Genomic DNA, 21,357 nt, shown 5'->3' on the forward strand with positions numbered 1-21,357 from the left:
GTCCTCAGATAACGATCAGGTCGGCCTGCAAGGCACCGGCCTGTTTCAGGGCTTCGAGGATGGCCATCAGGTCGCTGGGCGCGGCGCCCACCTGGTTCACCGCGCGGACGATTTCATCCAGCGTGGTGCCCGGGCCGAACTTGAACATCGGCTTGGCTTCCTGCTCGGCGTTGACCCGCGAGCGCGGCACCACGGCGGTTTCGCCGTTGGAGAACGGCCCCGGCTGGCTGACGATCGGGTCTTCGGTAATGGTCACGGTCAGGCTGCCGTGGGTCACCGCGGCCGGCGACACCTTGACGTTCTGGCCAATGACGATGGTGCCGGTACGCGAGTTGATGATGACCTTGGCCACCGCCTGACCCGGGTCGATCTCGAGGTTCTCGAGGATCGACAGGTAGTCCACGCGCTGGCTCGGGTCCATCGGCGCAGTGACCCGCACCGAACCGCCGTCCACGGCCTGGGCCACGCCTGGGCCGAGCAGGTCGTTGACCTTGTCGACAATGCGCTTGGCGGTGGTGAAGTCGGGGCGATTGAGGTTCAGGGTCAGGCTGTTGCCCTGATTGAAGCCGCTCGGCACCGCACGCTCGACACTGGCACCACCCGGAATACGGCCGGCCGACGGAACGTTGACGGTGATCTTCGAGCCGTCACGGCCTTCGGCATCGAAACCGCCCACCACCAGGTTGCCCTGGGCGATGGCGTAGACGTTGCCGTCGATACCCTTGAGCGGAGTCATCAGCAGGCTGCCGCCGCGCAGGCTCTTCGAGTTACCGATCGAGGACACGGTAATGTCCACCACCTGGCCTGGCTTGGCGAACGCCGGCAGGTCGGCATGCACCGACACTGCCGCGACGTTTTTCAGCTGCACGTTGCCGGAACCGGCCGGCACCTTGATGCCGAACTGCGACAGCATGTTGTTGAAGGTCTGCAGGGTGAACGGGGTCTGGGTGGTCTGGTCACCCGTGCCGTTGAGCCCCACCACCAGGCCGTAGCCGATCAGTTGGTTGGAGCGCACGCCAGAGATGCTGGCAATGTCCTTCAGGCGCTCGGCCTGGGCGCCGAAGGCACAGGACAGGAGCAGGGTTGCGGCAATCAGCTGCCTCACGTTGAACATGGTCATCCGTACTCAGAAAGGCCAAAGCGGGCTGATGAAGAAGCGGTCCAGCCACCCGGGCTGGCTGGCATCGGCGAACGAGCCGGTACCGGAATAGGTAATGCGCGCGTCGGCCACGCGGGTGGACGGCACGGTGTTGTCGGTGGCGATGTCGTCGGCGCGGATCATGCCGGCGATGCGCACCAACTCTTCGCCGGTGTTCAGGGTCAGCCACTTCTCGCCGCGCACGGCGATGATGCCGTTGGGCAGCACTTCGGCGACGGTCACGGTGATGGAACCGGTCAGGGTATTGCCCTGGGTGGCCTTGCTGTCGCCCTTGGTGGCGCGCTCGCCGCTGTAACCGGCTTCCAGCGACAGGTCACCACCGCCGAACGGGTTGTTGGTGCTCGGCGTGCTGCCGAACAACGAGGTCAGGCCGATGTTGGCGTTGCTGTTCTTCTGGATCTGCGAACCGGCGTTCTTGCTGGCCGAGGTGCGCTCGTTGAGGGTGATGGTGATGATGTCGCCCACCCGGAACGCCTTGCGGTCGCTGTACAGGTTCTGTTCGAAACCGGCCTGGTAGATCGAACCGTTGTTGGCCGCTGCCGGCAATGGGGTGCGCGGCAGTACCGGCGCGTAGTACGGGTCGTTGGGCTTGGGCGTCGGCGCGACGCAACCTGCCAGCAACACCGCCCCCCCCAGGGCGAAAACGGACAACAGACGATTCATGACGCTTACCTCATGGGTGCAACGGAGTGACTGGGCTTGGCGCTAAAGGCCTCAGAGCTGTTGAGTGACGAACGACAGCATCTGGTCGGCGGTGGAAATGACCTTGGAGTTCATCTCGTAGGCACGCTGGGTGGTAATCATGTTCACCAACTCTTCCACGGTGCTGACGTTGGAGTTTTCCAGGGTCTGCTGCAGGGTGGTGCCGAAACCGTTCAGGCCCGGGGTGCCGACTTGCGGCGCACCACTGGCGGCGGTCTCGAGGAACAGGTTGTCGCCAATCGCCTGCAGGCCGGCCGGGTTGATGAAGTCGGCGGTCTGGATGTTGCCGATCACCTGCGCTGCCGGGTTGCCGGCGGTGGTGATCGACACGGTGCCGTCCTGGCCGACGGTGAAGGTCTGCGCGTCGTTCGGCACGACGATGGCAGGCTCCAGGGCGAAGCCGTTGGCGGTGACGATCTGGCCGTCGGAGTTCAGGTGGAAAGTACCGTCACGGGTATACGAAACGGTGCCATCCGGCTGCAGCACCTGGAAGAAACCACGACCGTTGACCGCCATGTCCAGCGGGTTTTCCGTGGTTTGCAGGCTGCCGGTCTGGAAGTTCTTCTGCGTGCCGACAATGCGCACACCGGTACCGACCTGCAGGCCCGAAGGCAGCTCGCTGTCCTGGGTGGACTGCGCGCCAGGCTGGCGTTTGATCTGGTACAGCAGGTCCTGGAACTCGGCGCGATCACGCTTGAAGCCGGTGGTCGAGACGTTGGCCAGGTTGTTGGAGATGACCGTCAGGTTGGTGTCCTGGGCGGACAGACCGGTTTTAGCGACCCAAAGAGCCGGAAGCATGTAAGTTCTCCTCGTGCGCCTGTTTTACGGCACCCGTTCAAAAGTGATTAGCCGATTTGCAAAACCCGAGCCATGGCTTCGTCGCCTTCCTTGGCCGCGTTCATCATCTTCACGTGCAGTTCGAACTGGCGGGACAGCGCCAGTACCGAGGTCATTTCCTCGACAGCGTTGACATTGCTGCCTTCCAGGAAACCCGACACCACCCGCACATTGACGTCGGCGTCGGCCGGCTGGCCGTCGCGGGTATGGATCAGGCCATCCAGGCCCTTGGTCAGGCCTTTGGTATCGGGATTGACCAGCTTGATGCGGTCGACCTCGGCCATCACTCGTGGATCCTCGCCCATGGAGCGGATGCTGATGGTGCCATCGGCGCCGACTTCGACTTTCTGCTCAGGCGGAATCGCAATGGGGCCGCCGTTACCGATCACCGGCATACCGTTGCCTGCACGCAGCACACCGAGGGCATCGATGTTCAGGCTGCCGGTGCGTACATAGGCTTCGCTGCCATCGGGCGCCTGCACGGCGATGAAGCCTTTGCCGGTCACCGTCACATCCAGATCGCGGCCGGTTTCCACCATCGGCCCTTCGCTGAAGTCGGTGGCCGGGCGCTCGGTCATGGCAAAGGCACGCGCCGGAAAGCTGTCGCCGAACACCGGCATCGAGCGGGCCTGCTCCAGGTCTCGCTGAAAACCGTTAGTGGAAATGTTCGCCAGGTTGTTGGCGTGTGCCTTCTGCGCCAGCGCGTTCTGGCTGGCGCCGGTCATGGCCACGTAAAGCATCTTGTCCACAGTCATCCTCCATTGCACTGGCGGTCGTTTGCCGCTCGCCGTTGCTATGCGAGCTACAAAGCAAGTTCCGAACCAACTTTCCCGAATCATGAAAAAGCCCGTGGATACGGGCTTGCAAGGGTGCCAGCGGCGTGCTGAACGCCGGTTATCCGGCGCTTGGTTGCCGATGGCGGCAAACCTGTACCGGCCTCTTCGCGGGTAAACCCGCTCTCATAGAACTGCACATAACTCGTTGAATTAGCAGGGCCCCTGTGGGAGCGGGTTTACCCGCGAAGAGGCCGGTACAGGTTTATTCAAGGCTCGCGGCAAGCGCCATTGCTGTAGGGCCCGGCAAACTTCTTCCAACCCTCCCCCGGCGGCCATTGCGAGCAGACCAGGCGCCCATCCACCTGGCTTTCCCAGCGCCACCAGGGCGCGGTACCAGCCTGAGCCTGGTACAGGCAGAAAGCAGCGATCAATGTGACAACCAGCCTTTTCATGACCCCTCCGGCAAAGACGACGAACCCCTTCACGACAAAGGGGTTCGCCCACACACTCAGCCAGCGACCATCAGGTCATCTGAATGATGGTCTGCATGATGGTACTTTCGGTCGAAATGGTCTTGGCGTTCGCCTGGTAGTTGCTCTGCGCCTTGATCAGCTCTACCAGCTCCTGCGTCAGGTTCACGTTCGAGCCCTCCAGCGCATTGGACTCGATGGCACCCAAGGTCCCGGTCTTCGGCGAATCGATGCCCGGAATGCCGGAAGTGAAGGTTTCGGTCCAGCGGGTACCACCGATCTGCTGCAGGCCCTGCTCGTTGGCAAAGCTGGCCAGGGCCACCTGGCCAATGGCGCGGGATTGCTGGTTGCTGAAGCTGGCGAACAGCACACCCGTCGAGTCAATGCTCAGGCTCGACAGAATACCGGTCGCGTAGCCGTCCTGGGACTGCGACATGCGCGCGGTCTCGGTGTTGTAGGAGGTGGTGCTGTTCATCGCCAGGCGCATGCCATCGGCGCTGCCCGCCGCACCATTCGACCCCCAGTTGCCCGCAGAGTCTTCCACCGCCGGTACCCAGCCGGTCATGGTGAAGGTGTTGTTGTTCACTGTGAACGAAGCGCCTGCCGGGTGCCCGGTGTTATCGGCAGTCATGCCACTGACCGAGCCATCACTGTTGAAGCTGATGGTGCCGGTCAGCGGCACAGTGGAGGATGGGTCGAACGGGTTGCGCCCGTCCACCAGGGTGTACATGGTCCACTCATTGGTGCCAGTCTTGCGATAGAACTGCTCCATGGTGTGCTCGTTACCCTGGCTGTCGTACACCTTGGTCGGGAAAGACTTGGTGTAAGTCGTCTGATCGGCAGGATCGAACGGCAGGTTCGGCACCATCGCGCCAGTACCATCATCCACTTCCAGCGGGATATCGGCGGCCGAAGAGTTCAGGTTGATGCCCTGATCGATCAGGGACGTTGCCTTTGGCTGCAACGCCGACGTATCGATCTGCAGATCGGTCAACACGCCTCTCTGGATCTTGCCACTCGAGTCAGCGGCATAGCCCTGCAGGCGCAGCCCGTCCGAGGTAACCACGAAGTTGTCCTTGCTGGCCTGGAAAGCACCCGCACGGGTGTAGACACGCGAGCCGTTGTCGGACAGCACGAAAAAGCCCTGCCCCTGAATCCCCATGTCCAGCACGTTGCCGGTGGTGTTGACGTCACCCTGGGTGAACTGCTGGGAAACGGCCGCCAGGCGCACACCGTTACCCACCTGGTTCTTGCCCACGCCCAGGCGGTTGGAGCCTGCGTAGACATCGGCGAACTCGGCACGCGACGACTTGAAGCCGTTGGTGTTGACGTTGGCGATGTTGTTGCCGGTGACATCCAGCTGCTTGTTTGCTGCGTACAGACCGCTAAGGCCGATATTGAAAGACATGAATTCGCTCCTTTTGCCGCACTAGCGGGCCTTAGATACCGATGGTTTGCACGTCGGACAGGGAAACCTTGCCAACCCCGGCCAGGTTGAGGACCATTTCGCCGCCGGCACTGAAGCTGACGCTGGTCACCTTGGCTGGCAACAGCGTGTTCATCTGCACCGACTTGCCATCCACCGTGGTGCTGGCGGTGAAGGTATAGGTGCCAGGGTCGACTTTCTCGCCGCTGTTGTTGGTACCGTCCCAGATGAAATCGGCGTAACCGGCTTTCTGTTCGCCCAGTTCGATGGTCTTGACGGTATTGCCGTCCTTGTCCTTGATGGTGATTTTCGCTTCGCCGATGGCTTGCGGCACCACGAACTGCGCGTTGAAGCTTTCGGCGGTGTCGACCACCGCCTTGTCGTTCTGCACCACCACCGAGCGCCCGACCAGCGACGACGCTTGCAGGGCCTGGGACGAGGCCATGGAGCCGGTAATGGCATTGACCGATTCGTTCAGCGAGGTAATGCCTTCCAGGCTGCTGAACTGCGCCAACTGGGCAACGAACTCACCGTTATCCTGTGGGTCCAGCGGGTTCTGGTGCTGCATCTGGGTGACCAGCAACTGCAGGAAAGCATCCTTGCCGAGCGAGTCGTTGCCGGTCTTGGATGCAGTGTCCGTGGTCTTTTTCGTGGGCGCACCCACCCCGGAAGCCGTGAGCACTTCATTGAGGTTCACGCCGGTAGTATCGATTGCCATGGTCTGGTTTCCTTATCACTGACCGAGGGTCAGGACCTTCTGCATCATGCTCTTGGCCGTGTTCATCAGCTCGGCGTTGGTCTGGAACGCACGGCTGGCGGAGATCATGTCGGCCATCTCCTCGACCACGTTGACGTTCGGGTAGTAGACGTAGCCGTCCTTGTTCGCCGCCGGATGGTTGGGCTCGTAACGGGCTTCCAGGGTGCTCTGGTCCTCGACGATGCCTTTTACCTGTACGCCCTGCCCTGCCTCGCCCTGGTCTTCGAACAGCGACTGGCTGCTACCGGCCTGGGCATTCTGGAAGGTGGTGGCGAACACCGGGTGGCGGGCGCGGTAAGTCTGGTCGATGCTCGAGGACACGGTCTCGGCGTTGGCGATGTTGGAAGCAACGGTGTTCAGGCGCGTGCTCTGCGCACTCATGCCGCTACCGGCAATGTTGAAGACACTGGAAAGGGACATGGTCATTCTCCCCGCAGGGCCGAAACCAGCCCTTTGAATTTACTGTTGAGCAAGGTGAAGCTGGCCTGGAAGCCGACGGCGTTTTCGGTGTAGTTCGATTGCTCGATCTGCGCATCCACGGTGTTCTGGTCGATCGAAGGCTGCAGCGGCGTGCGGTACTTGAGCGTATCGTCAGCGGCGATAGCGAGGCCTTCGGCTTCGATGTGCCGGCTGTTGGTACGGTCCATGGCGAAGCGACCGCCCTGCTGCTTGCTGGTTTCGGCGGCGAGCACCGAAGAAAAGTCCATGTCACGCGCCTTGTAGTTGGGCGTGTCGGCGTTGGCGATGTTGTTGGCCAGCACTTCGGCGCGCTGGGCGCGGAAGCCCAGGGCCTTTTCGTGGATACCAAGCGCCTTGTCGAAGCTGATGCTCATGTCGGGGAAACCTTCGGAGGTTGACCGGAATATCGTTGGGCAAGGTATAGCAAGGGCTATGCCAACCAAGGAAAAGCCCGGAAATACGGGCTTGCAGGGCGCAGTGCTGTCAGAGTGCTGCCAGAAAAGCGGCAAAGGCCTTCCGCCTTCGACCGCGAAAGCGGCAATTGGCGGGCGGCAAAAGCGGCAACACAAAAAATTGACGTCAGTATTTCCTATAGCGGCCTCTTCGCGGGTAAACCCGGCCCCACAGATACGGCGCCGATCTTGAACCCCGTGGGAGCGGGTTCACCCGCGAAGAGGCCGGCACAGGCAAACAAAAAGGCCGGCAACTTTCGCTGCCGGCCTTTGTGCTTACTTGGCCTGGTAGATGATCCCCGGGTTGCACTGCACCATCTGGTAGTGGTCCGGCAGCCCGTTCAGCGCCTCCGAAGCACCAAGGAACAGATACCCGCCCGGCTTCAAGGTACTGTGAATGCGCAACAGGATGTCCTTCTTCACCTGCGCCGAGAAGTAGATCAGCACGTTGCGGCAGAACACCACGTCGAACTTGCCCAGGCTGGCATAGCTGTCGAGCAGGTTGAACGAGCGGAACTCGACACGGCTGCGAATCGCCGGCTTGACCGCCCAGCGCCCCGCCCCCTTGGTGTCGAAGTAGCGCTGCAGGCGCTCCTGGGACAAGCCACGCGCGATGGCCAGGCTGTCGTACTCGCCGGTCTTGCAGTTGGTCAGCATGGTGCCGGACAGGTCGGTGGCAACGATCTGCGCCCCCATCTTCAACTGGCCGAGGTTGCTGCGCTCGAACTCGTCGATGGCCATCGAGATGGAGTACGGCTCCTGCCCCGACGAACAGGCCGCCGACCACATGCGCAGGCGCTGGCCGGGGTTGCTGCGGATGAACTCGGGGATGACCTTGTTCTTCAGCACCTCGAACGGATAGGTATCGCGAAACCACAGGGTCTCGTTGGTGGTCATGGCATCGACCACCTGCTCGCGCAAGCCGCCACGCGGCTGGGCCTGGATGCGCTGCACCAGCTCGCCCAGGCTCTTGATGCCCTGTTGCTCCATCAGCTTGTTGAGACGGCTGGAAACCAGGTACTGCTTATTCTCGCCAAGCAGGATGCCACAGGCCTTCTCCAGGAAGACCCGGAACTGTTCGAAATCCAAATTACCCGTAGACACTACTGCCGCCTCTTTTCAATCACTGGTGCCGGGGGGCCTGCCCCCGGCTGCTTCAATGCGTTGCCTTGATCCGGTCGACCACCCGCCGGGCCAGGTCGTCCGGCTTGAACTTGGCCAGGAAGTCATCAGCACCGACCTTCTTGACCATCGCCTGGTTGAACACCCCGGAAAGCGAAGTATGCAGGCAGATGTGCAATTTTTGCATGCGCGGATCGCTGCGGATCTCTGCGGTTAGCGTATAGCCGTCCATTTCCGGCATTTCAATGTCCGAGATCATCATCAGGAACTCTTCTTCCGGCTTCTTGCCCTCGTCCACCAACTGGCGCAGGTAGTCCAGGGCCTGACGGCCGTCATTGAGCGCCACCACCTCGACTCCCACGGTCTGCAGGCAGCGACTGACCTGCTTGCGTGCCACCGACGAATCGTCGACGGTGAGCACCCGCAGCAGCACGGCCTTGTCCTGCACCTCGGCATCGATCACGCCGGCCGACACCGACTCGGACGACGGCGCCACTTCAGCCAGCACCTTCTCCACATCGATGATCTCGACCATGCGGTTGTCCACACGGGTGACCGCAGTCAGGTAGTGGTCACGGCCGGTGCCCTTGGGTGGTGGATGGATCTCTTCCCAGTTCATGTTGACGATGCGCTCCACCGAGTGCACCAGGAAACCCTGGGTCTTGGTGTTGTACTCGGTGATGATCACGAAGCTGTTGCGCGTGTCTTCCTGCAGCGGCCGCAACCCGGTGGCCATCGACAAGTCGAGGATCGGGATGGTCGCCCCGCGAATATTGGCGACACCGCGCACCACCGGGTGCGCCTTGGGCAGCAGGGTCAGTGCAGGGCATTGCAGCACTTCCCTGACCTTGAATACGTTGATGCCGTAAAGCTGTTCACCATTGAGGCGGAACAGCAGCAATTCCAGGCGATTCTGCCCTACCAGCTGCGTGCGCTGGTTGACCGAATCCATAACACCTGCCATGCCAGACTCCTTTATGTTTCAGCCTTTCGTTGCAACTCAGGTAGAGAGTCGGCACGGGCTTTGCTTTTTTGAGCGCCATGTACACGAAAACGACATTTTCCCGACGATTGACGCGCCTGCTGACTGGCTCGCTGGCCATGCTGTGCCTGCTGGTGCCCGGCGTTCGCACGGTAGCGGACGCGTTCACCTTGCCTGAACAGCTTATCGGTGTCACCCAAGGGTTTCTTGAATTCAGCGTCGAAGATTACCTGGCCACCACCCAGACCGCCGGCCGCTACGAAATCCAGGTCAACCCGCTGGACCCGCGCCTGCACATGCCGCTGTGCAGCCAGCAACTGGACGCCTCGCTGGAAAGCCCGGCCCAGCCGTTGGGCCGCGTCACGGTAAAGGTGCGCTGCGAAGGCAGCGCCCCGTGGACCGTGTTCGTGCCGGCCACCGTGCGGCTGTTCCGCGAGGTGGTGGTGGTGACCCGGCCGCTCAGGCGCGACAACGTGGTGGGCGCAGGCGACGTTGCCTTGCGCGAGCGCGATGTCGGCACCCTGGGCCAAGGCTTTTTGACCGAACTGGAGCAGGCAGTAGGCATGAAGATGCTGCGCCCCACAGTGATCGACCAGGTACTCACCCCGCAACACCTGGAACAGGCCGAGGTGGTGCGCAAGGGCGACCACGTGGTGATCATCGCCCGCAGTGGCAGCCTGAGCGTACGCATGCCCGGCGAAGCCCTGAGCAAGGGCGGCCTGAGCGAGCAGATCCGGGTGCGCAACCTCAATTCCAAACGGGTGGTCAAGGCCCGGGTGACCGGCCCCGGTCAGGTCGAGGTCAGTATGTAGCCAGCCCATGGATTTGCGCTGGCGGTGAGCAACCGCTTTTCCTAAACTGTGTCAGACAACGGGTTCGCGAGCTTGCTGACAGACGGCAATGCATTTGTGCCTAAAGTTTCTTTCGGATTGGCCGAAAACAAGGCAAGCGTCCAAATACCCAGAGGTTTCTGATCATGGTCATCGACTTCAGTCGTTTGAATAACTCTCCGTCCGTCACGGGCGGCGTGCGCGGCAACACCGCGCCCGGCAGCGCCGAAAAACCGGCAGCCAGCCAGGAAGCGGCAACCGCCACCAACGCCAGCGGAGAAGCGGTACACCTCAGCCAAGAGGCCCAGCAGTTGCAGAAGATCAGCGACAAGCTGCGCGACGAGCCGGTGGTCAACAGTGCCCGTGTGGCCCAGTTGAAACAGGCAATCGCCGACGGCAGCTACCAGGTCGATGCCGGCCGGGTCGCCAGCAAACTGCTCGATTTAGAAGCCCAGCGCTGACCGTTCGGCGCGCTGACTTCACGGACGCCAGAAAAGCCAAGAGTTAGCCATGCACGACACCACCTTGCTGCAACTGATCGAAGATGACATCGCACCGATGCAGGAACTGCTCGAGCTCTTGCAGAAAGAGGCCGTTGCACTGCATGGCCGCGATATGGCGCCACTGGAAAACATCCTGGCCCGCAAGCAGTCTTTGATCGTGCTGCTGGAACAGCAAGGCCTGCGGCGCAACAACCTGCTTACCAGCCTTGGCCTGAGCCCCGATCGCGCCGGAGTGGAGGCCGTGGCGGCACAATCGCCGAACGGTGAACTGCTGCTGCAGCAACTCGATGTGATCAGCCAGTTGATGCAAGCCTGCCAGCAACTCAACGAAACCAATGGCCGGATCATCCAGGTGCAGCAACACGTCACCAACAACCAGATCCGCATCCTCATGGGCGGCGATTCTCCGTCGCTCTACGACAGCCGCGGCAGCACCTCGCCGCTGGCCAAGCCACGGGCTCTCAGCCAAGTGTGATTTTTCTATCAAGGCACGGAACATACTGGCAAAATGCCGTTAATTGCGTGTGTTGCTTTTGCCTGGAGAACGATAAGCCGTGTTCAATGAATCCGATGCCCCGCAGCCGCCAAAGGTGCTGAACACCCCTTTGGAGATTGCGGCCAACTTGCGGCAGTTGCAGGAAAGCCACGACCCCCTGATCATCACCTTCCATGACCGCAGCCAGCGCTTCCAGAGCTACGTGGTGCACGTGGACCGTGAAAGCAACACCCTGGCGCTGGACGAGATGATCCCGCGCGACGGTGAGAAATTCATCGAGAACGGCGAACACTTCCGCATCGAAGGCTTCCACGATGGCGTGCGCATCGCCTGGGACTGCAACCACGAGTTGAAGATCAGTGAAGTTGACGGCCACCGCTGCTACCGCGGCGCCATGCCCCAGGAGATGACCTACCACCAGCGCCGCAACGCCTTCCGCGCCGCGCTGAAGCTGTCCCAGCTGGTCGATGTCATCCTCGATGGCGCCCACCTCAAGGGCAACGGTGCCCTGCGGGGCAAGCTGCTGGACATCTCCGCCACCGGCTGCAAACTGCGCTTTGAAGGTAATGTCGAGGATCGCCTGCAACTGGGCCAGGTGTACGAGCGTTTCAAGGCGGGCAACCCGCTGGGCCTGGTCGACACCATGGTCGAGCTGCGCCATCTGCACTATGAAGAGCGGATCAATACCACCTTTGCCGGCGTGCGCTTCCACAACCTCAGTGGCCAGGCGCAGCGCAAGATCGAGAGTTTTGTGTACCAGCTGCAGCGTGAAGCGCGGCGGTTCGACAAGGACGACTATTGATCGTCGGCCGGTAAAACAGAAACGCCACCTGCTCAGGTGGCGTTTTCATTTGTGTTTTTCCTGTGCCGGCCCTTTCGCGGGTAAACCCGCTCCCACAGGGATCATGCAAGCTTTCAGAAGCACAGTATCGAAGACTGTGGAAATCCTGTGGGAGCGGGTTTACCCGCGAAGAGGCCGGTACAGCCTTACACCGATTTGCTTACCTCACCCTCCGGCTCAGGCTGCTTATCAGCCCCCTTCTCTTCCGCCTCGGTATCTTCGGCCGCCACCGGAGCCTGCATCATGTCCTGCACCGTCTGCTCATCCACCCGTGGGTCCAGCGCCGCCGACAACGGCGAACCGGCCGCCGGCATCGCCACGTGACCCAGCGGCGCATCCTGCACCTGGTGCAACCCGGTGACCGCCTTCGGACGAATGCGCCACACCAGCACCAGGGCAAAGAACACGAAGAACGCATACAGCATCTGCGGGCCCAGCACTTTCATCAGCACGCCTGCGGCCAGCGGCCCGATGCACGCGCCCACGCCGTAGGTCACCAGCAACATCGCGGTCAGCGACACCCGCCGTTCGCTCTCCACATGGTCGTTGGAAAACGCCACCGCCAGCGGGTACAGGCAGAACTGCAGCAACGAAATCACAAAACCTATGCCGAACAGCAATTCCAGCGGCACGCTGGGCAGTATCGCCAGCGGCGCCGAGGCCAGCGCCAGCCCCACCGCCACGCTGCGGATCAGCACTGCCCGGTCGTAGCGGTCAGACAACCAGCCCAGCGGCCACTGCACCAGCAGGCCGGCAAAAATGCAGCTACCCATGAACAGACCGACCTGCTCGGTAGTCATGCCCTGGCCGGAGGCATACAAAGGCGCCAGGCCATAGAACGAGCCGACGATCAGCCCTGAGCCCAGCACCGTGCTGAGCGACTGCGGCACGCGCCTGATGAAGAACTTCGGCTCCATCGGTGCCGGGCGCAACGGCGCCGGGTGAATGCGCCGGGTCATGGCGACCGGTACCAGGCACAGGGTGAAACACATGGCCACCAGCATCAGCAGCTCCAGGCCAAGCTGAGGGTGCACCACCAGAATCAGCTGGCCGAGTACCAAGCCCAGGTACGAGGCGATCATGTAGCCGCTGAACACCGCGCCGCGGTGCTTCACATCGGCCTGCTCGTTGAGCCAGCTCTCGATGACCATGTACTGGCACATCATGCCCAGGCCGACGATCATCCGCAGCCCGACCCAGGCCGGCAACCAGTTGGTCAGGCCATGCCCGAGCACCGCCGCGCCGACGATACCGGCGCAGGTAGCATAGGCACGTATGTGCCCGACCCGGCCAATCAGACGGTGACCAACCTTGCCGCCGACCGCCAGGCCAAAGTAGTTGGCGGCCATCAACGCACCTACCCACAGGCTGTCGACATGGTCGGCCGCCAGGCGCAGGGCCAGGTAGGTACTGAGCAGGCCCGAGCCGATCAACATCATCAGCGCGGCGAAATACAACGACTGAAACGGCTTCCAGATATTTCGCATACGTCCCGTAAAGCTCCCTGGTCAGGTGGCGGGGTGCTAGAAGCATAAGGGCAAAAACCGCCCGGCGCAGGCCCCCGGTAGCGATTTAGCACAGCTGGGGCGTATCCGGTGTCGGTCGTGTCGCGATCAGGCCTGTGCCGCCAGCACCCGACGCTCCCACGGCGTGATTTCGTCGAGGAAATCACTCAGTTCCAGGGTCTTGCTGGCGATGTAGCCTTCGATGAACTCGCTGCCGAACAGTTCCCGCGCCAGCGCGCTACGCTCGAGCCGCTGCAGCGCGGCATGCAGGGTGCACGGCAGGCTCAGGTGCTCCGGCACTTCGAACTCACCCTGGATGGCCGGTGACGGCTGCAGGCGCCGCTCGATGCCGTGCAGCCCGGCGGCCAGGCTGGCAGCGATGGCCAGGTACGGGTTGGCGTCGGCGCCGGGCAGGCGGTTTTCGACCCGCCGCGCCACCGGCGCGCTGGCCGGGATGCGCAGGCCTGCGGCACGGTTGTCCTCGGACCAGCAGGCATTGTTCGGCGAGGCATAGGGGTGGCACAGCCGCTGGTAGGCGTTGACGTTGGGCGCGAACAGCACGGTGAAGTCAGCCATGCACGCCTGCAGGCCGCCGATGAAGTGGTGGAAGGTCTCGGTCGGCAGGCCTTGCTCATCGCTGAATACATTACGCCCGCTAGCTACCTCGACCAGGCTCTGGTGAATGTGCATGGAACTGCCAGGCGTGCGCGCCAGCGGCTTGGCCATGCACACCACGGTCAAACCGTGCTTGAGCGCCACTTCCTTGAGCAGGTGCTTGAAAAGGAAGGTCTGGTCGGCCAGCAGCAGCGGGTCACCGTGCAGCAGGTTGATCTCGAACTGGCTGATGCCCATTTCGTGCATGAAGGTGTCGCGCGGCAAGCCGAGCGCGGCCATGCACTGGTACACCTCCTTGAAGAACGGGCGCAGGCCGTTGTTGGAACTGACGCTGAACGCCGAATGGCCAAGTTCGCGACGGCCGTCGATGCCCACGGGAGGCTGGAACGGCTGGTGCGGATCGGTATTCGGCGCAAAGACAAAGAACTCCAACTCGGTCGCCACCACTGGCGCCAGGCCCAGCGCCGCATAGCGGGCGATCACGGCTTTGAGCTGCCCCCGGGTGGACAATGCCGAAGGCCGGCCATCCAGTTCGTTGGCGTCGCAGATCGCCAGGGCACGGCCGTCGTTGCTCCAGGGCAGGCGGTGGACCTGGCTGGGGTCGGCCACCAGCACCAGGTCGCCGTCGTCGCTGCCGTAGAACTTCGCCGGCGGGTAGCCGCCCATGATGCATTGCAACAGCACACCGCGAGCCATCTGCAGGCGGCGGCCTTCGAGGAAGCCTTCGGCGGTCATCACCTTGCCGCGCGGGACGCCGTTGAGGTCGGGGGTGACGCATTCGATTTCATCGATGCCCTGGAGATGCTCGGCGTTCATGACGCTTGTCCGTGTTGTTATAGGCTGACAACAACATAGACTGGGGGTGTTTAAAATATCAAGCACCCTCTTTGGCGCCTGTGCTGGCCTCTTCGCGGGTAAACCCGCTCCCACAGGTACTGCACAGTATTCGAAACCTGCGCGGTCCCTGTGGGAGCGGGTTTACCCGCGAAGAGGCCGGGACAGGCGAACACTATTCCCGCAAGGTCATGCCATTGGCCGGCAACGGCAAGGCGGTCTTGTAGCGTACCTGCTTGAGGGCAAAGCTCGACCGTATGTTGGCCACCCCCGGCAACCGCGTCAGGTAATCGAGAAACCGCTCCAGCGCCTGGATGCTCGGCAACAGCACCCGCAACAGATAGTCCGGGTCGCCGGTCATCAGGTAGCACTCCATCACCTCGGGCCGTTCGGCAATTTCTTCCTCGAAGCGGTGCAGTGCCTGCTCTACCTGTTTTTCCAGGCTCACGTGGATGAACACATTCACATCCAGCCCCAACGCCTCGGGCGACAGCAAGGTCACCTGCTGGCGGATCACCCCCAGCTCTTCCATGGCCCGCACCCGGTTGAAACAGGGCGTGGGCGACAGGTTCACCGAGCGGGCCAGCTCGGCGTTGGTGATGCGGGCGTTTTCCTGCAGGCTGTTGAGAATGCCGATATCGGTACGATCGAGTTTGCGCATGAGACAAAATCACCGGTTTTTTGTGTTTATGCGGAATGTTTATCTGCCCTGCGCAGCAAAGGCAATCAACTTGAGAGAAAAATTCTCCTGCCGGACCACTAAGATGTAGGGGACGCTGACTTACCAGTCACAAGCCGGTACTCAGCGGCGGCCGCTTCAGAGCTCACAAAAACAAATACCCGAGCGAGCGTAAAAAGCATGAACGAGTACGCCCCCCTGCGTTTGCATGTGCCCGAGCCTACCGGCCGGCCAGGCTGCCAGACCGATTTCTCCTACCTGCGTCTGAACGATGCAGGTCAAACCCGTAAGCCCCCTGTCGATGTCGATGCTGCCGACACCGCCGACCTGTCCTACAGCCTGATCCGCGTGCTCGACGAGCAAGGCAACGCGCAAGGCCCGTGGGCCGAAGACATCAACCCGCAAATCCTCCGCCAGGGCATGCGCGCCATGCTCAAGACGCGGATTTTCGACAGCCGCATGGTGGTCGCCCAGCGCCAGAAGAAGATGTCCTTCTACATGCAGAGCCTGGGTGAAGAAGCCATCGGCAGCGGCCAGGCCCTGGCGCTGAACCGCACCGACATGTGCTTCCCCACCTACCGCCAGCAAAGCATCCTGATGGCCCGCGACGTGTCGCTGGTCGAGATGATCTGCCAGTTGCTGTCCAACGAGCGCGACCCGCTCAAGGGCCGCCAGCTGCCGATCATGTACTCGGTACGCGAAGCCGGCTTCTTCACCATCAGCGGCAACCTGGCGACCCAGTTCGTGCAGGCGGTCGGCTGGGCCATGGCCTCGGCCATCAAGGGCGACACCAAGATCGCCTCGGCGTGGATCGGCGACGGCGCCACCGCCGAGTCGGACTTCCACACCGCCCTCACCTTCGCCCACGTGTACCGCGCCCCGGTGATCCTCAACGTGGTCAACAACCAGTGGGCGATCTCCACCTTCCAGGCCATTGCCGGTGGCGAGTCGACCACTTTTGCCGGCCGTGGCGTGGGCTGTGGTATCGCCTCGCTGCGAGTTGACGGTAACGACTTCGTCGCCGTGTACGCTGCCTCGCGCTGGGCCGCCGAACGCGCCCGCCGTGGCCTGGGCCCGAGCCTGATCGAGTGGGTCACCTACCGTGCCGGCCCGCACTCGACCTCGGACGACCCGTCCAAGTACCGCCCTGCCGATGACTGGAGCCACTTCCCGCTGGGTGACCCGATCGCCCGCCTGAAACAGCACCTGATCAACATCGGTCACTGGTCCGAGGAAGAACACCAGGCGACCACTGCCGAGCTCGAAGCCGCGGTAATCGCCGCGCAGAAGGAAGCCGAGCAGTACGGCACCCTGGCCAATGGTCACATCCCGAGTGCCGCCTCGATGTTCGAGGACGTGTACAAGGAAATGCCCGACCACCTGCGCCGTCAACGCCAGGAACTGGGGGTTTGAGATGAACGACCACAACAACAGCATCAACCCGGAAACCGCCATGGCCACCACTACCATGACCATGATCCAGGCCCTGCGCTCGGCCATGGATGTCATGCTCGAGCGCGACGACAATGTGGTGATCTACGGCCAGGACGTCGGTTACTTCGGCGGCGTGTTCCGCTGCACCGAAGGCTTGCAGAACAAGTACGGCAAGTCTCGCGTGTTCGACGCACCGATCTCCGAGAGCGGCATCGTCGGCACTGCCGTGGGCATGGGTGCCTACGGCTTGCGCCCGGTAGTGGAAATCCAGTTCGCCGACTACTTCTACCCGGCCTCCGACCAGATCGTCTCGGAAATGGCGCGCCTGCGTTACCGTTCGGCCGGCGAGTTCATCGCCCCGCTGACCCTGCGCATGCCCTGCGGTGGCGGCATCTATGGCGGCCAGACCCACAGCCAGAGCCCGGAAGCGATGTTCACCCAGGTGTGCGGCCTGCGCACCGTGATGCCGTCCAACCCCTATGACGCCAAAGGCCTGCTGATCGCCTCGATCGAATGTGACGACCCGGTGATCTTCCTCGAACCCAAGCGCCTGTACAACGGCCCGTTCGACGGCCACCACGACCGCCCTGTCACACCGTGGTCGAAGCACTCGCAAAGCGCCGTGCCCGACGGCTATTACACCGTGCCGTTGGACAAGGCCGCCATTACCCGCCCAGGCAATGACGTGACCGTGCTGACCTACGGCACCACGGTGTACGTGGCCCAGGTCGCCGCCGAAGAAACTGGCGTCGACGCCGAAGTGATCGACCTGCGCAGCCTGTGGCCGCTGGACCTGGACACCATCGTCGAGTCGGTGAAAAAGACCGGCCGCTGCGTGGTGGTACACGAGGCCACCCGTACCTGCGGCTTCGGCGCCGAACTGGTGTCGCTGGTGCAGGAACACTGCTTCCACCACCTGGAGGCGCCGATCGAGCGCGTCACCGGCTGGGACACCCCCTACCCTCACGCACAGGAATGGGCTTACTTCCCAGGGCCTTCGCGGGTAGGTGCGGCATTGAAAAAGGTCATGGAGGTCTGAATGGGCACGCACGTCATCAAGATGCCGGACATTGGCGAAGGCATCGCGCAGGTCGAGTTGGTCGAGTGGTTCGTCAAGGTCGGCGACATGATCGCCGAAGACCAGGTGGTGGCCGATGTCATGACCGACAAGGCCACCGTGGAAATCCCTTCGCCGGTCAGTGGCAAGGTGCTGGCCCTGGGCGGCCAGCCGGGTGAAGTGATGGCGGTCGGCAGTGAGCTGATCCGCATCGAAGTGGAAGGTAGCGGCAACCATGTGGATGTGCCGCAGACCAAACAGGTCGAGGAGGCCCCCGCTGCCCCAGCGGTCGCCAAGCCAGAGCCGCAGAAGGAAGCTAGACCGGCTGCATGCCAGGCACCCGTCAACCACGAAGTAGCCCCGATCGTGCCGCGCCAGCCAGGCGACAAGCCGCTGGCCTCGCCGGCGGTGCGCAAGCGTGCCCTGGATGCCGGTATCGAACTGCGCTACGTGCATGGCAGCGGCCCGGCCGGGCGTATCCTGCACGAAGACCTCGACGCCTTCATGAGCAAGCCGCAGAGCGCTGGCGGACAAGCGTCAAATGGCTATGCCAAGCGCACCGACAGCGAGCAGGTGCCGGTGATCGGCCTGCGCCGCAAGATCGCCCAGCGCATGCAGGATGCCAAGCGCCGGGTCGCGCACTTCAGCTATGTAGAAGAAATCGACGTCACCGCCCTGGAAGCCCTGCGCCAGCAACTCAACAGCAAGCACGGCGACAGCCGCGGCAAGCTGACCCTGCTGCCGTTCCTGGTGCGCGCCCTGGTCGTGGCGCTGCGCGACTTCCCGCAGATCAACGCCACCTATGACGACGAAGCCCAGGTCATCACCCGCCATGGCGCGGTGCATGTGGGCATCGCCACTCAGGGTGACAACGGCCTGATGGTGCCGGTGCTGCGCCATGCCGAAGCTGGCAGCCTGTGGAGCAATGCTGGCGAAATCGCCCGCCTGGCCAACGCTGCCCGTAACAACAAGGCCAGCCGCGATGAGCTGTCCGGTTCGACCATCACCCTGACCAGCCTGGGCGCCCTGGGCGGTATCGTCAGCACGCCGGTGGTCAACACCCCGGAAGTGGCGATCGTTGGCGTCAACCGCATGGTCGAGCGGCCTGTGGTGATCGACGGCCAGATCGTCGTGCGCAAGATGATGAACCTGTCCAGCTCGTTCGACCACCGCGTGGTCGATGGCATGGACGCCGCGCTGTTCATCCAGGCCGTGCGCGGCCTGCTCGAACAACCCGCCTGCCTGTTCGTGGAGTGAGCATGCAACAGACTATCCAGACTACCCTGTTGATCATCGGCGGCGGCCCTGGCGGCTACGTGGCTGCCATCCGCGCCGGGCAACTGGGCATTCCCACCGTGCTGGTCGAAGGCCAGGCACTGGGCGGTACCTGCCTGAACATCGGCTGCATCCCGTCCAAGGCGCTGATCCACGTGGCCGAGCAGTTCCACCAGACCTCGCGCTTTGCCGGGCCGTCGGAGCTGGGCATCAGCGTCGCCTCGCCGCGCCTGGACATCAGCCAGAGCGTGGCCTGGAAGGACGGCATCGTCGACCGCCTGACCACTGGCGTTGCCGCCCTGCTGAAAAAGCACGGGGTCAAGGTGATCCATGGCTGGGCGAAGATCCTCGACGGCAAGCAGGTGGAGGTCGATGGCCAGCGTATCCAGTGCGAGCACTTGCTGCTGGCCACTGGCTCCAGCAGTGTCGAACTGCCGATGCTGCCGCTGGGCGGGCCGATCATTTCCTCGACCGAAGCCCTGGCCCCGAAAGCCCTGCCGCAGCATCTGGTGGTGGTGGGCGGCGGCTATATCGGCCTGGAACTGGGCATCGCCTACCGCAAGCTGGGCGCACGGGTCAGCGTGGTGGAAGCACGCGAGCGCATCCTGCCGACCTACGACAGCGAACTTACCGCCCCGGTGGCCGAATCACTGAAGAAGCTGGGCATCGCCCTGCACCTGGGCCATAGCGTCGAGGGTTACGAAGGCGGCTGCCTGCAGGCCCGTGATGGCCAGGGCGGGCAACTGCGCCTGGAAGCCGACCAGGTGCTGGTGGCCGTGGGCCGTCGGCCACGCACGCAAGGTTTCAACCTGGAGTGCCTGGACCTGAAGATGAACGGCGCTGCCGTCGCCATCGACGAGCGCTGCCAGACCAGCATGCGCAACGTCTGGGCCATCGGCGACGTGGCCGGTGAACCGATGCTGGCGCACCGGGCCATGGCCCAGGGCGAGATGGTCGCCGAAATCATCGCCGGCAAGGCACGCCGTTTCGAACCCAGCGCGATTGCCGCGGTGTGCTTCACCGACCCGGAAGTGGTGGTGGTCGGCAAGACCCCGGAGCAAGCCAGCCAGCAAGGGCTGGACTGCATCGTCGCGCAGTTCCCGTTCGCCGCCAACGGCCGGGCCATGAGCCTGGAATCGAAAAGCGGTTTCGTGCGTGTGGTGGCGCGGCGTGACAACCACCTGATCCTCGGTTGGCAGGCGGTTGGCGTGGCGGTTTCCGAGTTGTCGACGGCGTTTGCCCAGTCGCTGGAGATGGGCGCGTGCTTGGAGGATGTGGCCGGCACCATCCATGCCCACCCGACACTGGGTGAAGCGGTACAGGAAGCGGCACTGCGCGCCCTGGGGCACGCCCTGCATATCTGACACTGAAGCGGCCGAGGCCGATTTGGCCCGCTGCGCCCCAGGCGCCGCGGGTCTTTTTTCATGCATGAATCGGTGCCGGCCTCTTCGCGGGTAAACCCGCTCCCACAGGATTTGTGCTGCCTTTGGCCTTGTGCAAATACCTGTGGGAGCGGGTTTACCCGCGAAGAGGCCGGCACGGTTTACTCGGAAATGGCATTCTTACCAGCTTCCTTAGCCCGGTACAGCGCCTGGTCGGCACGCGCCAGCAGCGCATGCGGGTCATCTTCTTCCTGCCATTGCACCACGCCGTAGCTCATGGTCAGCCGGCAATCGCCCAGCGGCTCCAGCTGCTCCAGCACCTGGCGCAAGCGCCCCGCCACCTCCAGCGCCTCGCCCAGCGAGGTCTGTGGCAGCACGATGACGAACTCGTCGCCACCCCAACGGGCCAGCAGGTCCGGCTCACGCAGGCAGGTTCGCAGGTTATCGACCACCCGTACCAGCGCCGCGTCACCCTGGGCATGGCCATAACGATCATTGATCGGCTTGAAGTTATCCAGGTCCATGGCAATCAGCGATAACGGCTGGCGAAAGCGCTGGGCGCGCCGACATTCCCGCTGCAGCACGTTTTCCAGCCGGTAGCGGTTGGCGACCCGGGTCAAGGCATCGCGCTTGTATGGTTAGACTTGAAGAGGTGGTGGGACTAAATGCCCGATTCTGACTGTTCACAGCAGTACAGACCGTGGGAGACATCGCCCCACCTCTTCCACCAAAGCGCCGATAAAGAATGCATCGTTTGCAAGCGA

At 62.8% G+C, this 21,357-nt stretch carries 22 protein-coding genes and 1 pseudogene; 8 read left to right on the forward strand and 15 right to left on the reverse strand.

Translation table 11 applies throughout. The features are described from left to right. Positions 1-4: 4 nt before the first annotated feature. From FQ664_RS20455 to FQ664_RS20505, 11 genes are all read right to left on the reverse strand, one after another. Positions 5-1,114 (reverse strand): flagellar basal body P-ring protein FlgI, encoded by a 1,110-nt coding sequence (locus tag FQ664_RS20455; RefSeq protein WP_144174483.1) that lies wholly within the window; start codon positions 1,112-1,114, stop codon positions 5-7. 12 nt (positions 1,115-1,126) lie between these two features. Beyond that, complete coding sequence (flgH, locus tag FQ664_RS20460) at positions 1,127-1,822, reverse strand: flagellar basal body L-ring protein FlgH (RefSeq protein WP_038410056.1); 696 nt, start codon at positions 1,820-1,822, stop codon at positions 1,127-1,129. 51 nt (positions 1,823-1,873) lie between these two features. After that, complete coding sequence (gene flgG / locus FQ664_RS20465; protein ID WP_015271239.1) at positions 1,874-2,659, reverse strand: flagellar basal-body rod protein FlgG; 786 nt, start codon at positions 2,657-2,659, stop codon at positions 1,874-1,876. Positions 2,660-2,706: 47 nt separating this feature from the next. Next, positions 2,707-3,447: a flagellar basal body rod protein FlgF gene (locus FQ664_RS20470; RefSeq protein ID WP_144174484.1), complete on the reverse strand. Its 741-nt coding sequence runs from the start codon at positions 3,445-3,447 to the stop codon at positions 2,707-2,709. 293 nt (positions 3,448-3,740) lie between these two features. Next, positions 3,741-3,926, reverse strand: a complete 186-nt coding sequence (locus FQ664_RS20475) for a hypothetical protein (protein WP_144174485.1) — start codon at positions 3,924-3,926, stop codon at positions 3,741-3,743. Between the two features lie 70 nt (positions 3,927-3,996). Beyond that, the gene (gene flgE / locus FQ664_RS20480; RefSeq protein ID WP_144174486.1) at positions 3,997-5,352 is read right to left on the reverse strand and encodes a flagellar hook protein FlgE; all 1,356 of its coding nucleotides are present in this window, start codon (positions 5,350-5,352) and stop codon (positions 3,997-3,999) included. Positions 5,353-5,383: 31 nt separating this feature from the next. Further along, on the reverse strand, positions 5,384-6,088 hold the full coding sequence (flgD, locus tag FQ664_RS20485) for a flagellar hook assembly protein FlgD (RefSeq protein WP_144174487.1): 705 nt from the start codon (positions 6,086-6,088) through the stop codon (positions 5,384-5,386). A gap of 15 nt (positions 6,089-6,103) precedes the next feature. Then, on the reverse strand, positions 6,104-6,547 hold the full coding sequence (gene flgC, locus FQ664_RS20490) for a flagellar basal body rod protein FlgC (protein WP_144174489.1): 444 nt from the start codon (positions 6,545-6,547) through the stop codon (positions 6,104-6,106). A gap of 2 nt (positions 6,548-6,549) precedes the next feature. After that, entirely contained in the window at positions 6,550-6,960 is a 411-nt protein-coding gene (gene flgB / locus FQ664_RS20495) for a flagellar basal body rod protein FlgB (protein WP_144174491.1), read from the reverse strand. Positions 6,961-7,314: 354 nt separating this feature from the next. Then, entirely contained in the window at positions 7,315-8,142 is an 828-nt protein-coding gene (gene cheR, locus FQ664_RS20500; protein WP_144174493.1) for a protein-glutamate O-methyltransferase CheR, read from the reverse strand. Between the two features lie 52 nt (positions 8,143-8,194). After that, a complete protein-coding gene (locus FQ664_RS20505; protein WP_144174495.1) occupies positions 8,195-9,124 on the reverse strand; it encodes a chemotaxis protein CheV in 930 nt (309 codons plus the stop codon). A gap of 77 nt (positions 9,125-9,201) precedes the next feature. Between FQ664_RS20505 and flgA the strand changes: the two genes are divergently transcribed. From flgA to FQ664_RS20525, 4 genes are all read left to right on the forward strand, one after another. Continuing rightward, entirely contained in the window at positions 9,202-9,954 is a 753-nt protein-coding gene (gene flgA, locus FQ664_RS20510) for a flagellar basal body P-ring formation chaperone FlgA (RefSeq protein WP_144174497.1), read from the forward strand. 164 nt (positions 9,955-10,118) lie between these two features. Beyond that, positions 10,119-10,433 (forward strand): flagellar biosynthesis anti-sigma factor FlgM, encoded by a 315-nt coding sequence (gene flgM, locus FQ664_RS20515; protein WP_144174498.1) that lies wholly within the window; start codon positions 10,119-10,121, stop codon positions 10,431-10,433. A 49-nt stretch (positions 10,434-10,482) separates the two neighbouring features. After that, positions 10,483-10,950 (forward strand): flagella synthesis protein FlgN, encoded by a 468-nt coding sequence (locus FQ664_RS20520; protein WP_144174499.1) that lies wholly within the window; start codon positions 10,483-10,485, stop codon positions 10,948-10,950. A gap of 79 nt (positions 10,951-11,029) precedes the next feature. After that, positions 11,030-11,773: a flagellar brake protein gene (locus FQ664_RS20525; protein ID WP_144174500.1), complete on the forward strand. Its 744-nt coding sequence runs from the start codon at positions 11,030-11,032 to the stop codon at positions 11,771-11,773. A 185-nt stretch (positions 11,774-11,958) separates the two neighbouring features. On the opposite strand, the gene FQ664_RS20530 is transcribed toward FQ664_RS20525, so the two are convergent. The 3 genes from FQ664_RS20530 to bkdR form a co-directional block, all read right to left on the reverse strand. Then, positions 11,959-13,299 (reverse strand): MFS transporter, encoded by a 1,341-nt coding sequence (locus FQ664_RS20530; protein WP_144174501.1) that lies wholly within the window; start codon positions 13,297-13,299, stop codon positions 11,959-11,961. A 126-nt stretch (positions 13,300-13,425) separates the two neighbouring features. Beyond that, positions 13,426-14,667 carry a glutamine synthetase family protein gene (locus tag FQ664_RS20535; RefSeq protein ID WP_178091025.1) on the reverse strand — a complete coding sequence of 414 codons (1,242 nt, stop codon included), beginning with the start codon at positions 14,665-14,667 and terminating at the stop codon, positions 13,426-13,428. A gap of 274 nt (positions 14,668-14,941) precedes the next feature. After that, positions 14,942-15,427: a Bkd operon transcriptional regulator BkdR gene (gene bkdR / locus FQ664_RS20545; protein ID WP_063912869.1), complete on the reverse strand. Its 486-nt coding sequence runs from the start codon at positions 15,425-15,427 to the stop codon at positions 14,942-14,944. 198 nt (positions 15,428-15,625) lie between these two features. Here bkdR and FQ664_RS20550 point away from each other — a divergent pair, with 198 nt between their 5' ends. Genes FQ664_RS20550 through lpdA form a run of 4 tightly spaced genes read left to right on the forward strand, consistent with a single transcriptional unit; the run spans position 15,626 to position 20,575 of the window. Continuing rightward, positions 15,626-16,858 (forward strand): 3-methyl-2-oxobutanoate dehydrogenase (2-methylpropanoyl-transferring) subunit alpha, encoded by a 1,233-nt coding sequence (locus FQ664_RS20550; protein WP_144174503.1) that lies wholly within the window; start codon positions 15,626-15,628, stop codon positions 16,856-16,858. 1 nt (position 16,859) lies between these two features. Then, positions 16,860-17,918 carry an alpha-ketoacid dehydrogenase subunit beta gene (locus FQ664_RS20555; protein WP_144174504.1) on the forward strand — a complete coding sequence of 353 codons (1,059 nt, stop codon included), beginning with the start codon at positions 16,860-16,862 and terminating at the stop codon, positions 17,916-17,918. Next, positions 17,919-19,193 (forward strand): dihydrolipoamide acetyltransferase family protein, encoded by a 1,275-nt coding sequence (locus tag FQ664_RS20560; RefSeq protein WP_144174506.1) that lies wholly within the window; start codon positions 17,919-17,921, stop codon positions 19,191-19,193. It abuts the gene before it with no gap. 2 nt (positions 19,194-19,195) lie between these two features. Beyond that, on the forward strand, positions 19,196-20,575 hold the full coding sequence (gene lpdA / locus FQ664_RS20565) for a dihydrolipoyl dehydrogenase (RefSeq protein WP_144174507.1): 1,380 nt from the start codon (positions 19,196-19,198) through the stop codon (positions 20,573-20,575). Between the two features lie 179 nt (positions 20,576-20,754). Here the strand turns inward: lpdA and FQ664_RS20575 are convergent. Beyond that, a pseudogene (locus FQ664_RS20575) lies at positions 20,755-21,225 on the reverse strand (GGDEF domain-containing protein); the annotation flags it as partial. Positions 21,226-21,357 lie beyond the last annotated feature (132 nt).

This window comes from Pseudomonas persica, assembly GCF_900291015.1.
Lineage (GTDB): Bacteria > Pseudomonadota > Gammaproteobacteria > Pseudomonadales > Pseudomonadaceae > Aquipseudomonas.